Raw genomic sequence first — 12791 nt, forward strand, 5'->3', positions numbered from 1 at the left:
CCCAGGTCCACCGCTTAATCGTAGTGCCGATGCTTATGACGCTTCTTGCCCGAACGATAATCGCGCGAGTAGTCGTCGGCATACGAGTTGGAGCGCGAGATATTGCCGCCGAGCGCGGAGCCTGCGCCGCCGCCCAACGCTGCGCCGATCAGGCCGCCGCCACGTCCGCCCATGGCGTTGCCGGCTGCGGTGCCCGCACCGCCGCCCAGCGCACCGCCGACGATGGCGCCCGTGCGCTCACGGCGGTTCGACGTCACCGCGCCGCCTGCGCCGCCGCCCACCGCGCCGCCAATCACAGCACCCGTGCTGCCGCCGACCGCGCCGCCCAATGCAGCACCCGCTACGCCACCGAGCGCGCCGCCAAGCGCATTGTTCATATCGCCGGCCATAGCCGAGAACGACGCCGCGCTCGTGAGCGCTGCAACAGCCACAATTTTCAGAATTCGCTTCGACATAAGAGGTCTTTGGTTTTTATGAGACGGCGCGAGTATAACCGGCGATCCGAAAGGCTTCTGTAACCGCCTCATCGCATACCGGTAAGACGTGTAACAAATCCTGCCGCGCCGTCTCCTGGCTCTTGCAGCCGCTTGCGCGTCAGCGCCTGCGTTTCTTTTTCAGTTCGATGGTTTCGAACAGTTCATAGTCCGCTGTAGGCGTCTGGTCCGCGCCGGGCGCGTGGTAGTAGTTCATCGTGATGGTCGTCTCGCCGCCCGGATGGCCCGGGTCATGATCGAACACGGCGATGCCGTAGCCGGTGCCGGTATCGCGTTGCGCGGACCAGATCGCATCTTCGAGCGCATCGGCGCTCGCCCGCACGAACGTGCCTGCGGTGCTGCCCGGAACCGGACGGTTAGGTCGCGTGAAAATGCGCGCTTGCGGCAGGCCAGTGCCCGCGTCGACGCCATACACGTCGAGCGGCGCGCTCGTACCGCCACCGCCGAGAATCAGGTGGATCGTGCCGTGGCTCGTATCGAATGTCGACGCCCCCGCGGAAATCGCCGACATCACCGGCTTTGGCTGCAATGTATCGACGGGACGACCGGTTGCGATATCGGTGCCCTTGTTGTGATTGCAGCCGCGCACGGGATAGCTGCGCTCGTAGTCGTGATCGTGGCCGCATAGCACGAGGTCCACGCCATAGCGGTCGAACAGCGGCAGCCAGGCTTCGCGGATGCCTTTATCGGAACCGTTGCCCGTCTTCGAAGAACTCAACGCGTCCTGATGCATCTGCACGACGATCCAGTCGACGTCGTCGTCCTGGGCCGCATGGCGGAGCGTCTTCTCGAGCCAGCGCGTTTGCTCTCCGCCGCTGTAGCCGCGCACATAGAATGACGTGCCCGGCTCGATCGGCGGATTGCCCGTGCTCGCTGCCGGCACGAGCGGTGCCGGCCCGGCCACGAACGCGGCGGCGTCCTGATAGACGACGTCGTCTGCATCGAGCGAAATGAACAGCACCGAGCTCACGCGAAAGCTGTACCAGCGCCCCTGAAAGCGCGTGTGATTGTCAGGCAACGTGTAGCGCGCGAGGTACGACGCGAACCCTTGCTCGCCGTTGTGAAACTCGATCTCGTGATTGCCGGGGCATGGCATCCACGGACGATTCGCGGCCGAACTTTGACAGTTGTTGCCGAAGTCGCGCCACACTTCGGGCTGCTGTGTCGGGTTCAGATTCGCATAACAAAGGTCGCCGTTGAGCAGGTGGAACAGCGGTTGAAAGCGCTCGACCGCCTGCACCGCGAAGCGGCTTTGCGGCGACGACAGCACCCAGCCGGTATTCGGCGTGGCGAGGTCGCCATAACTCGTCCACCGAAACGGTGCGCGGCCTCGCGGCGCCGTGCGGAAGCCGCCGCTGAAGGGCTGCGCCGCGTTGCTGTCGTTATCGGCCGTGACCTCGTATTCGTAGCTCGTATCGGGCTTGAGGTCGCGCAAGCGGGCGTGATAGTTGAATACCACTTCGCCGTTGAGGCCGTCGGTGTACGTGGTCTGCACGCCATGCACGATCCGTTTGCCCTCTCCAACCCGGCCAATGCGCAAATGCGGTTTCACGGCCGCCGCGAGCGACGCCCACGACACCGTGACTTCACTGGATGGATCGTTGCCCCAGGTCAGGTGTACCTGCTCGGGTGTGCCGTCTGGCGTGCCGCTCGCGGCGCGCGCTGTTGAGAGCGCGCTGGCGGCGCTAGCGAGACCCGATGCGCCGGCGAATTTCAGGAACCCGCGACGCGAAACGATGGAAGCGCCCTGATCGGCTGGCGAAGCCTTAGCGTTTTTTGTGTTCGACATGTCTGTGTTTTGTGGGTAGGAAGAACTGGCGTCTTTGACCATTGATCCTAGTCGCGAAACAGTGACAGTTGAATGAAAACGGCCAAACGCTAATGCCTCGGCGGCTGTGGGTTGTTGGCAGGATTCGTATCGAACTTCGAAATGCGTTCGATACCGCTTCTAATGCCGCTCGATGCGCCACTCTCACTGCATAGCGCCAATATTGCGGTCTCCATCTCATCGGCCGTCTGCTCGTCGTAGATCTGTTCGCCATTCACGTAGATCGTGAACGACCGCAGGTACTTCGCTTTCTTCTCCGGGTTTTCGATCGTCTCGCGTGTCCACTGATAAAGCGAATATTTCTCGATACCAAGCCGCTCCGCCTCGCTCACGTAGTCCGCAAATGCGTCGTACTGACAAATCACGGTCGCGTTATGCCGATGCAGAATCCTCTGAAGCGCAACCTGCGCCGCGCCGGAAGAATCGGCGCGCAAGGCGCTGGCAAGTTCTGGCGAGACGGTGAGCCGTAGCTGGAATTTGAGAGTCGAGTCCACATGTCCCCCACTGTCGGATGTAGGCGACGTATTCCGCCGCCTCATGATGCGCAGCATACGCTTACCGTTGCTGTTCGCCACGGATGCGAAAGAGACCGCTTTTTGTTTCGCTGACCCGCTTACGACAAAAACCGGTAGTGCCCGCTTAAGCCGGATTCGCCGATTGCGCGGGCAGCTTTTCGTCGATGCGCGCGATCTCGCAGCCTTGCACCGGTCTGCCGAGTAAAAAGCCTTGCGCGTGCGTGCAGCCGGAACGGCGCACGAAGTCGAGCTGCTCTTCCGTTTCGATGCCTTCGGCCGTGGTCGGCATGCCGATTTCGCGCGCCAATGCGACGATGCCTCGCACGACCGCGGCAGATTCGCGTCGATGCACCGACTCCTTGACGAACGAACTGTCGATCTTCAGCTTGTCGAATGTAAAACGCACGAGCGTCGACATGGTCGAGAAGCCAGTGCCGAAATCGTCGAGCGCAAGGCCGATACCCAATGCGCGCAACCGCGAGATATTGCGCCGGGTCACGACGTCGTCGTTCAGCAGCACCGTCTCCGTCACCTCGATGTTAAGACGCTCGGGCGGAAGCCGCGTCTTGCGAAGCACGCCCGCAACGATCGAGGCGAACGTCTCTTCACGCAATTGCACCGGCGATACATTGACCGCAACGGGAACCTTGTCGCGCCACATGACCGCTTCCTTGCAGGACTGCAATAACGCCCATTCGCCGAGCGCGAGGATGAGGCCGGTACGCTCCGCAGTCGGAATGAAAGCCGAGGGCGACAGTTCGCCGCGTGTCGGGTGCGTCCAGCGAATCAGCGCCTCGCGGCCCGTCACAAAGCCGCTGGCCACATCGACAATCGGCTGATACTCCATGCGCAGTCCGCTGAACGAACGCAGCGCTCCTTCCAGGTCGCTGCGCAGCAGGCTCAGGTTTTCGTCGGATACATGCTGCTCCGCGTCGAAAATCAGATACGCGCTCTTGCCGCTGCGCTTGACCGCGTATAACGCGCGGTCGGCGCAAATCAGCAACTGCGGGCCGGTCGAAGCGTGCTCGGGACACAGCGCGACCCCCACACTCGCGCCGATATGAACGAGCGCTTCACTCAACGCGAAGGGCCGAGCCAGCGTTTTGACGATGCTGTCCGCCAGCACGCGCACGTCGCGGGACGGGTCGGGTGCTTCTGAAATGACTACGAATTCATCGCCCGCAAGCCGTCCGACGATGTCGGTGGCAGGCAGCACTTCACGCAAGCGGACCGCGGCCTCCTGAAGAATCTGGTCGCCGGCGGCATGACCGAGACTGTCGTTGATTGCCTTGAAGCCGTCCAGGTCGATCAATAGAACAGCGAACAATGGCTCGCGATGCGACGCGCCCACCGCCGTGCGCTCCAGCAGCAAATCATTAATGCGCGCCCTGTTCGGCAAGCCCGTAAGGCTATCGTGATGCGCGAGCCTCTGACTGTTCTCCCGCGCGAGCAGCAGCGCGACCGTATCGCGATTGCTGCGAAGCGCAACGGTCAGAAAACCAGCGGCACAGAACGGCGCCTGAAACAGCAGCACGAGTTTTCCCGAGCCGGGCGATAACGCCGCGCCAACTCCCAGCAAACCGAGAATGAAGAGGATCTGCAGCATGACGAGCCGCGGCGTGGCCGCATTGCGTCCGGCCAGCCCGCCGACGACGCCGACGGCGCAAACGTTGCCAAGCAGAAAGAGCGTCGCGTCGCCGCTGATATTGCAGAGCAAATTGCCGAAGCCGAACAACGCGCTCCACAGAATACTCGCCAGCACAAACGCGGAGGTAGGCGTGGGCAAATTGCGCGCGCTACAGCGGCGACACAGCCAGATAAGCCAGAGACGCACCATGAGCAGCGCAACAACGGCGCCGGTCCAACTCGCATATAGCAGGTTTGGATACAGATAGCAGGCAGTCGCGCAGACGCTGATTTCGCAGATCGACGCAAACACGATTGACGACGTGCGCGTGAAAAGATTGGCGAGGAGCATCTGCCGGTTCTCGGCGCTCAGGTTCTGAGCGGAAGAGACGATCCACCTGAAAAATGGAGACCTTGGTTCGCTAAAAGCCATGACCTACGCATTTTTAATGGTTAGTGAATCGAACGGGCAGCGTGGGTCCCGATTATCACGTAAACATAAGTCGAAAGGTCAAATCGGCCAGGAGTCGGCGTAAATCGCCTTTCCCAATTGTTGGGCATCCCGAGAAAGCGGAAGGCTGCTGGCCGAGGCTTACGGACACCCAAATCGACAAGGTTCTCTATTTCCGCCTTTCGTAAGGTTAACCCCGATTTAAACGCAAACCAACAAAAGGGACATTCTGTTTGCTGCATGTAATCAGAGTGCAAACCAATTGATGCCCGCCGCGAAGCTCAGGCTCTGCGGACGGCGCACAGACACACAGACATATCTCGCGCCTGAAAGGAGAGCAATTTGGTCCTGGAACTGGAGCAAGTCAGTGTCGTTTCTGGCGGGCAACCGTATCTGTACGGCGTGGATTTGCGTCTCGTGCCAGGCGCCATCAATGTGTTGCTCGGCCCCACCCAGGCAGGCAAGACCACGCTAATGCGCGTCATGGCGGGACTGGACAGGCCAAGTGCGGGCCGCGTGCTCGTCGACGGTCAGGACGTGACAGGCGTCAGTGTGCGCCAGCGCAACCTTGCAATGGTCTATCAGCAGTTCATCAACTACCCGGCGATGACGGTGTTTCAGAACATCGCCTCGCCGCTCCAGTTACAGAAGACCGATCCCGCCGAAATCCGCCGACGCGTGCAGGAAGTCGCGGCCAAACTGCATATCGAGCATCTGCTGGAGCGGCGGCCGAGCGAACTGTCAGGCGGCCAGCAGCAGCGGTGCGCGCTGGCCCGTGCGCTCGTGAAGCGCACATCGCTCGTGTTGCTCGACGAACCGCTCGTCAATCTCGACTACAAGCTGCGCGAAGAATTGCGCATGGAGCTCGCCACGCTTTTCGCGGACGGCAAGACTACCGTGGTGTACGCGACCACCGAGCCGCTGGAAGCACTGCTGCTCGGCGGCTATACCGCGATCGTCGATAAAGGCCGCGTGCTGCAATTCGGTCCGACGCTCGACGTCTATAACGCGCCGGTCAACGTGGGCGCCGCAGCCGTCTTCAACGATCCGCCGATGAACATGCTCACGAGCGAAATGAACGGTAACGGCAGCGTGCGACTGCCGATCGGCATCGACGTGCCCATCCGCCGCGGCACCGCTGTGAACGGCACATGCCGCATCGGCATCCGGCCCGGGCACCTGCGTCTTGCAGCGAAGACATCGCGTGCGATCGCCGTTCCATGCCGGCTCGAACTTGCCGAATTGAGCGGCTCGGAAACCTATCTGCACCTGCACACGCTCAATGGCGGCATTGATCTCGTCGCGCAGTTGCAAGGCGTGCATCAGATCGAACTCGGCACGCAACTCGACGTATTCATCGACCCCGACGAACTGTTTGTGTTCGGCGCGGATACGAAGCTCGTATCCAGCCCGGAGGCGGCTTATGGCGCGCATTGAGTTCCAGAATCTCGCGCACGCGTATCGTCCAAAGCCGGCGACGCTCGACGACTACGCGCTGCAACCCATGAGCATGGTCTGGGAAGACGGCGGCGCTTATGCGTTGCTCGGACCGTCTGGTTGCGGCAAGACCACGTTGCTGAACATCGTGTCGGGTCTCGTCAAGCCGTCCGAGGGCAAGGTACTGTTCGACGGGCGCGATGTGACCGCGCTGGGCGCACGCGAGCGCAACATCGCTCAGGTGTTCCAGTTCCCGGTGATCTACGACACCATGAGCGTGTTCGACAACCTCGCGTTTCCGCTGCGCAACCGCAAAATGCCGGCAGCCGAAGTCAAAAAGCGCGTGCACGAAGTGGCCGAAATTCTCGACATGACGCGCGATCTGCCACATAAGGCGAGCAACCTCGCAGCGGACGCGAAGCAGAAAATTTCGCTGGGGCGCGGCCTCGTGCGCCAGGACGTCGCAGCGATCCTTTTCGACGAGCCGTTGACCGTGATCGATCCGGCCATGAAATGGATGTTGCGCCGGCAGTTGAAGAAAATCCATCAGCAGCTCAAGCTCACGCTCATCTACGTCACGCACGATCAGGTCGAGGCGCTCACCTTCGCTGACGAAGTCGTGGTAATGACAAACGGTCGCGTCGTTCAGAAGGGCGGCGCCGATGCGCTTTTTCTAAGGCCGGATCACGCGTTTGTCGGCTACTTCATCGGCAGCCCCGGCATGAATCTTTGCCCAATCGAGCTTGACGCGGACGGCGCGAGAATCGGCGCGCAGCGGCTCACTCTCGACGCCGGCACACTCGCGACGCTAAGAGACGCGCACCAGCACACAAACGGCGCGCTCACATTGGGCATTCGCCCTGAGTTCGTGCGGCTCGCCCAGGAAAGCGAAGCGGGCGCGGTCAAGGCGCAGGTGTTGCGCGCGCAACAGCTCGGCAACTATCAGCTCGTCACAGCGCAATGCGACGGCCATCTGTTCAACACGAAGCTCGATCCGCATGTTCGCGTGGTGGACGGCCCTGCCTGGCTGCGCCTCGCCGCGCCTGAAACGGTGTTCTTCTGCAACGACGAAAGAATCGACACACGCATCTCCGAAGGGGCCGCGCGATGAACAAGCCCGTCAATCAGAAAGCGTGGCTGCTGGTCGTACCCGTGTTTATCTGCGTCGCGTTTTCCGCGATCCTGCCGCTGATGACCGTGGTCAACTATTCGGTGCAGGACATCATCAGCCCGACACAGCATGTGTTCGTCGGCACCGAGTGGTTTCGCAACATCATGACCGATCCCGATCTGCGCGGCGCGCTCGGCAGGCAGATCATATTTTCCGCTTGCGTGCTGCTGTTCGAGATTCCGCTCGGCGTGGGCCTCGCGCTTGCGATGCCGGCTTCAGGTTGGCGCGCATCCGCGGCGCTCGTCATACTCGCCATGCCGCTGCTGATTCCATGGAACGTGGTCGGCACGATCTGGCAAATCTTTGGACGCCCGGATATCGGTCTGCTTGGCTATTGGCTCAATAGCCTCGGCTTCGACTACAACTACACGGCGAGCCCCACGGCCGCATGGCTCACCGTGCTGGTGATGGACATCTGGCACTGGACGCCGCTCGTCGCGTTGCTGTGCTATGCGGGCCTGCGCGCGATTCCCGATGCGTTCTATCAGGCCGCCGAAATCGACGGCGCGAGCCGCTTTGCCGTGTTCCGCTACATCGAACTACCGAAGATGCGCGGCGTGCTGATGATCGCCGTGCTGCTGCGCTTCATGGACAGCTTCATGATCTACACGGAGCCGTTCGTGTTGACCGGCGGCGGTCCTGGCGATTCGACGACGTTCCTCAGCCAGTACCTGACGCAAAAAGCGGTCGGCCAGTTCGACCTGGGCCCAGCCGCCGCATTTTCGCTGATCTATTTCCTCATCATCCTGCTGCTGTGCTTCATTCTCTATAACTGGATGAGCCGTGTAGGCAAAGGCGGCCCCGCTGCGGAAGGAGACGAACATGCAGGATAAGCGCCGCTGGATGCGCACGTTGGTGCTCGTCGTCTATATGCTGTTCGCGCTGATTCCGCTGTACTGGATGTTGTCGATCTCGTTGCGCACGAACGAAGAAACCATGTCGACGTTCGCCACGCTGCCGCAGCACGTGACGTTCGAGAACTACAAGATCATCTTCACCGATCCGTCCTGGTACTGGGGCTACATCAATTCGATCGTCTACGTGCTGATGAATACGGTGATGTCGGTGCTCGTCGCGCTGCCTGCCGCTTATGCGTTCTCACGCTACCGCTTTCTCGGCGACAAGCACATGTTCTTCTGGCTGCTCACCAACCGGATGACGCCGCCCGCCGTGTTCCTGCTGCCGTTCTTCCAGCTCTATTCGAGCGTCGGTTTGACCGATACGTACATTGCCGTTGCGCTTGCGCACATGCTGTTCAACGTGCCGCTCGCTGTGTGGATTCTCGAAGGCTTCATGTCGGGCGTATCGCGCGAAATCGACGAAACAGCGTATATCGACGGCTATACGTTCCCCGCTTTCTTCGTGAAGATCTTCCTGCCGCTGATCAAGTCGGGCGTCGGCGTCACGGCGTTCTTCTGCTTCATGTTCAGCTGGGTCGAACTGCTGCTCGCACGCACGCTGACCTCCGTGAACGCAAAGCCGATCGCGGCGGTGATGACACGCACGGTGTCGGCGGCCGGCATGGACTGGGGCGTGCTGTCAGCGGCGGGTGTGCTGACCATCGTTCCAGGTGCGCTAGTGATCTACTTCGTGCGCAACTACATCGCGAAGGGCTTTGCGATGGGGAGAGTCTGATGTTCACGTGGATGTACTGGACGCCCGAAGTGGCGCTCTTCTTCGGCTGCATTGTCGTGATGCTGGCCGGCATGACCATGTGGGAACTGCGCTCGCCGACGACTGAACGCAAGGGCTTTCTGCCCATCTCGACCACACGCGGCGACCGTCTGTTCATCGGTCTGCTCGCGGCGGCGTATGTGAACCTCGCATGGATCGGCATTAGCGCCGAAGGCTCGAACTCGTGGCCGGGATTCGCGGCCTCGGTGCTCGTTCTGCTCGCGATCATGTGGAAAGGCTAGCGAGTCGGCGCACGCAGACACGCACGCGCATACACACGCAATGAAGGCTGGCAACTCCCGGTTCCGCTGATGCCCCGAGCGGGCTCCGGCCAGATTCAAGGGGCACGAAAGACACAGGAGAAGACCATGCAACAGAGGAGACGGATCGTCGCGCTCGCAGTGGCAGGCATCGTGTCAGGTGCCCTTGCGAATCAGGCACAAGCGGGTATGCCCGAAGCGCAAAAATGGGTCGATAGCGAATTCCAACCGAGCACCCTTTCGAAACAGCAGCAGATGGACGAAATGAAGTGGTTCGTCGACACGTCTGCCAAACTGAAGTCGCAAGGCGTCAAGGAGATACACGTGGTGTCGGAAACTATCGACACGCACATCTACGAATCGAAAACACTCGCGAAAGCATTCACTGAAATCACCGGCATTCAGGTGAAGCACGACATCATCCAGGAAGGCGACGTCGTCGAAAAATTGCAGACGTCGATGCAATCCGGGCAAAGCATCTACGACGGCTGGATTTCCGACTCCGATCTGATCGGCACGCACTATCGCTACGGCGTGATCGTGCCGCTTTCCGATTACATGACGGGCGAAGGCAAGGAGTATACGAACCCGGGCCTCGATATCAAAGACTTCATCGGCACGAGTTTTACGACCGCCCCGGACAAGAAACTCTATCAACTGCCCGACCAGCAGTTCGCAAACCTTTACTGGTTCCGCGCCGACTGGTTCGCGCGCAAGGACTTGCAGGACAAGTTCAAGGCGAAGTACGGCTACGAGCTGGGCGTGCCGGTAAACTGGTCCGCGTACGAAGACATCGCCGAGTTCTTTACGAACGACGTGAAGAACATCGATGGTGAAAAAGTCTACGGTCATATGGACTACGGCAAGAAAGACCCGTCGCTCGGCTGGCGCTTCACGGACGCATGGCTTTCAATGGCGGGCGAAGCCGACAAGGGCATTCCGAACGGCATGCCGGTCGACGAATGGGGCATACGCGTGACGCCGGACGGCTGTCATCCGGTGGGCGCGTCGGTGTCGCGCGGCGGCGGCACCAACAGTCCCGCGGCGGTCTACGCGACGACCAAGTACATCGACTGGCTCAAGAAATACGCACCGCCGGAGGCGTCGGGCATGACCTTCAGCGAGGCGGGCCCGGTGCCCGCGCAAGGCAGGATCGCGCAACAGGTCTTCTGGTACACGGCGTTTACCGCGTCGATGCTCAAGCCCGGCAATGTGACGAATCCGGACGGCACGCCGAAGTGGCGCATGGCGCCGTCGCCGCACGGCGCGTACTGGAAAGACGGCATGCAAAACGGCTACCAGGACGTCGGTTCATGGACCTTCTTCAAGTCGACGCCGGCCAATCAGCGCGCCGCAGCCTGGCTGTATGCGCAGTTTGTGACGGCAAAGAGCGTGTCGCTGAAAAAGTCGATAGTCGGTCTCACGTTCATTCGCGACTCCGACATTCATAGCGACTACTTCACGAAAAACGCCGACAAGTACGGCGGTCTGATCGAGTTCTATCGCAGCCCGGCACGCGTCGCGTGGACGCCGACCGGCAATAACGTGCCCGACTATCCGAAGATGGCTCAGCTCTGGTGGAAAAACGTCGGTACGGCAGTCGCCGGCGAAAAGACGCCGCAGGCCGCAATGGATAACCTCGCGAAGGAAATGGACCAGGTTTTGTCCCGTTTGCAACGCGCCGGCATGAAGGTGTGCGCGCCGGAGCTGAATGCGCAAAGCGATCCGTCTAAGTGGTTGTCCGACCAACACGCGCCGTGGAAGAAGCTCGGCAACGAGAAGCCAAAGGGCGAGACGGTCAAGTACGAGCAGTTGCTGTCGGCGTGGAAGGCGGGCAAGGTGCGCTAAGCGCGCTGATCTGGCAATTGGCGGTTCATAAGCGGGCGGCACCACGCGTGCCGCCCTTTTTTATTTCCGCCGATGCCGCAAGCCGTATGCGCTACTCATTCGCCATGTCCACAAGCCTGGCAACCGTGTTCATGTTGCGCGCGGTTCCCGTTTTGGCGGCCGGGATTTTTAGCTTCGTATCCGCCATTCCGTTGTTGTAGTGCACATAGATTTCGCGCGTGCCGAGCGCCATTTCTTCTTCGCGCTGGCCGCTCGCGTGAGTGAGCGCGTCGGCAGGCGGCGCTGTGTCGAGAAAAATCGCGACCGTCCGGTTCGGCGCGGCGGACTTGAACGGATTAGCGGTCAGCACCTGCGCAAGTTCCTCGCTGGTTCGCACCGCGACGCCCACCGGTTTGTCCGCGTACTCCTCAAGGCGACGCTCGAGCCGGCTTTTCACCGATGCCTCGGCAAGCTTGCTGTCGAACACCACGTTGCCGCTTGCAATGTACGTCCGTACGTTGGTCAAGCCAACGGACTCGCACATAGTCCGCAATTCCGCCATGGGAAGCTTGCCGGTTCCGCCGACATTCACGGCGCGCAGAAGAGCAACGTATCGGGTCATCGAATGAGTTTTCTGATGTTGAATACAGGTCTTTACACGAGCGAGGCGGCTCGCACGATCATAAACAAACCGGCGCCGACAATCACGAACCCGAAGCCTCGCGCGATGAATTCACCGCGCGGCGCCACGCGTTCGAGCGTAATAGCGACCGTGACGGCCGCCATTGCACGCAGTTCCATCACGCCGGACACGACAAGCAACGCCGTCAAGCTTGCACAGCAGAAACAGCAATGGACGCCCAAGCGCACACCGTATTGCATCGCGGCAACCGCGCGCGTCGGCAATGCATGAAGGCGGTATGGCGCCGCCTGGCGGCAACAGCGAAGATAGTGCGCCTTCCACGCCGTGAGTTGCAACGCGCCCGCGCTGAGCACGATTACGCCGGCTACAACGGGAACAGCGCGAGAAACCGCGGGAATCTGCATCTCAAGCGCCGCTAACGTCGCGCCGAGCGCAAAGAGCGCTGCACCCAGCGCGGCCCACACAGCGAAATAGCCGACGCCGGCAAGCAGCGTCATAAGCCCTGCTCGCGCGTGCCCCGCTCTGCCAAGCGCCTCACCGTATCGCCACAACACGGGTGCGAGGGACGGCAGCATCATCGCGATCATCATGACGACCCACATGCCGACGAACGATACCGCGATGCCCGGCCACGTGTGGCCGCACATGGGCATCCACATCATCGACATGGTCCAGTCGCCGGGCATGGGCATGTCGCCCATGGTCGACATGGACACGCATGCAACGATGGTTGCCGCCGCGCTGAGTGCAAATAGCAACGCGCAGACACCGTAAAAGATAGCGCGCGAACGAGAAGCGCGCGTGCCGAACTCTCGCGTCGCGAAGTCGCCGCATTGGCTTGCGCCCCCGAAGTTCATCACGCACC

General features: G+C 61.1%; 12 protein-coding genes. 6 read left to right on the plus strand and 6 right to left on the minus strand.

Annotation, left to right across the window (positions count from 1 at the left end; all coding sequences use genetic code 11):
* Window positions 1-14: 14 nt before the first annotated feature.
* The 4 genes from RW095_RS13440 to RW095_RS13455 all read right to left on the minus strand — a co-directional run bounded on the left by RW095_RS13440 (window position 15) and on the right by RW095_RS13455 (window position 4896).
* The gene (locus tag RW095_RS13440) at window positions 15-455 is read right to left on the minus strand and encodes a hypothetical protein (protein WP_317019468.1); all 441 of its coding nucleotides are present in this window, start codon (window positions 453-455) and stop codon (window positions 15-17) included.
* A 139-nt stretch (window positions 456-594) separates the two neighbouring features.
* Window positions 595-2283 (minus strand): purple acid phosphatase family protein, encoded by a 1689-nt coding sequence (locus RW095_RS13445; RefSeq protein WP_317019469.1) that lies wholly within the window; start codon window positions 2281-2283, stop codon window positions 595-597.
* A gap of 89 nt (window positions 2284-2372) precedes the next feature.
* The gene (locus RW095_RS13450) at window positions 2373-2816 is read right to left on the minus strand and encodes a hypothetical protein (protein WP_317019470.1); all 444 of its coding nucleotides are present in this window, start codon (window positions 2814-2816) and stop codon (window positions 2373-2375) included.
* Between the two features lie 145 nt (window positions 2817-2961).
* Window positions 2962-4896, minus strand: coding sequence for a putative bifunctional diguanylate cyclase/phosphodiesterase (locus RW095_RS13455; RefSeq protein WP_317019471.1), 1935 nt, complete (start codon window positions 4894-4896; stop codon window positions 2962-2964).
* 360 nt (window positions 4897-5256) lie between these two features.
* On the opposite strand from RW095_RS13455, the gene RW095_RS13460 reads away from it, so the two are divergent.
* The 6 genes from RW095_RS13460 (at window position 5257) to RW095_RS13485 (ending at window position 11304) form a co-directional block, all read left to right on the plus strand.
* Complete coding sequence (locus tag RW095_RS13460; protein ID WP_317019472.1) at window positions 5257-6351, plus strand: ABC transporter ATP-binding protein; 1095 nt, start codon at window positions 5257-5259, stop codon at window positions 6349-6351.
* A complete protein-coding gene (locus RW095_RS13465; RefSeq protein WP_317019473.1) occupies window positions 6338-7462 on the plus strand; it encodes an ABC transporter ATP-binding protein in 1125 nt (374 codons plus the stop codon). The genes RW095_RS13460 and RW095_RS13465 overlap by 14 nt, the downstream gene beginning before the upstream one ends.
* On the plus strand, window positions 7459-8355 hold the full coding sequence (locus RW095_RS13470) for a carbohydrate ABC transporter permease (RefSeq protein WP_088175542.1): 897 nt from the start codon (window positions 7459-7461) through the stop codon (window positions 8353-8355). The genes RW095_RS13465 and RW095_RS13470 overlap by 4 nt, the downstream gene beginning before the upstream one ends.
* Window positions 8345-9157, plus strand: coding sequence for a carbohydrate ABC transporter permease (locus tag RW095_RS13475; RefSeq protein ID WP_128584506.1), 813 nt, complete (start codon window positions 8345-8347; stop codon window positions 9155-9157). Before RW095_RS13470 ends, RW095_RS13475 begins: the two co-directional genes overlap by 11 nt.
* The gene (locus tag RW095_RS13480; RefSeq protein WP_128598187.1) at window positions 9157-9438 is read left to right on the plus strand and encodes a DUF2160 domain-containing protein; all 282 of its coding nucleotides are present in this window, start codon (window positions 9157-9159) and stop codon (window positions 9436-9438) included. Before RW095_RS13475 ends, RW095_RS13480 begins: the two co-directional genes overlap by 1 nt.
* 126 nt (window positions 9439-9564) lie before the next feature.
* Window positions 9565-11304, plus strand: a complete 1740-nt coding sequence (locus tag RW095_RS13485) for an ABC transporter substrate-binding protein (protein WP_317019474.1) — start codon at window positions 9565-9567, stop codon at window positions 11302-11304.
* A gap of 91 nt (window positions 11305-11395) precedes the next feature.
* On the opposite strand, the gene RW095_RS13490 is transcribed toward RW095_RS13485, so the two are convergent.
* Complete coding sequence (locus tag RW095_RS13490) at window positions 11396-11905, minus strand: DUF1697 domain-containing protein (RefSeq protein ID WP_317019475.1); 510 nt, start codon at window positions 11903-11905, stop codon at window positions 11396-11398.
* A 32-nt stretch (window positions 11906-11937) separates the two neighbouring features.
* A complete protein-coding gene (locus tag RW095_RS13495; RefSeq protein ID WP_317019476.1) occupies window positions 11938-12783 on the minus strand; it encodes a DUF2182 domain-containing protein in 846 nt (281 codons plus the stop codon).
* Window positions 12784-12791 lie beyond the last annotated feature (8 nt).

This window comes from Paraburkholderia kirstenboschensis, from assembly GCF_032806925.1.
GTDB lineage: Bacteria > Pseudomonadota > Gammaproteobacteria > Burkholderiales > Burkholderiaceae > Paraburkholderia > Paraburkholderia kirstenboschensis.

What these genes read in the sequence shown, in the direction of transcription:
- RW095_RS13440 (WP_317019468.1), bottom strand. Translation starts at nt 455, where the DNA reads ATGTCGAAGCGAATTCTGAAAATTGTGGCTGTTGCAGCGCTCACGAGC.
- RW095_RS13445 (WP_317019469.1), bottom strand. Translation starts at nt 2,283, where the DNA reads ATGTCGAACACAAAAAACGCTAAGGCTTCGCCAGCCGATCAGGGCGCT.
- RW095_RS13455 (WP_317019471.1), bottom strand. Translation starts at nt 4,896, where the DNA reads ATGGCTTTTAGCGAACCAAGGTCTCCATTTTTCAGGTGGATCGTCTCT.
- RW095_RS13465 (WP_317019473.1), top strand. Translation starts at nt 6,338, where the DNA reads ATGGCGCGCATTGAGTTCCAGAATCTCGCGCACGCGTATCGTCCAAAG.
- RW095_RS13470 (WP_088175542.1), top strand. Translation starts at nt 7,459, where the DNA reads ATGAACAAGCCCGTCAATCAGAAAGCGTGGCTGCTGGTCGTACCCGTG.
- RW095_RS13475 (WP_128584506.1), top strand. Translation starts at nt 8,345, where the DNA reads ATGCAGGATAAGCGCCGCTGGATGCGCACGTTGGTGCTCGTCGTCTAT.
- RW095_RS13480 (WP_128598187.1), top strand. Translation starts at nt 9,157, where the DNA reads ATGTTCACGTGGATGTACTGGACGCCCGAAGTGGCGCTCTTCTTCGGC.
- RW095_RS13485 (WP_317019474.1), top strand. Translation starts at nt 9,565, where the DNA reads ATGCAACAGAGGAGACGGATCGTCGCGCTCGCAGTGGCAGGCATCGTG.
- RW095_RS13490 (WP_317019475.1), bottom strand. Translation starts at nt 11,905, where the DNA reads ATGACCCGATACGTTGCTCTTCTGCGCGCCGTGAATGTCGGCGGAACC.
- RW095_RS13495 (WP_317019476.1), bottom strand. Translation starts at nt 12,783, where the DNA reads ATGAACTTCGGGGGCGCAAGCCAATGCGGCGACTTCGCGACGCGAGAG.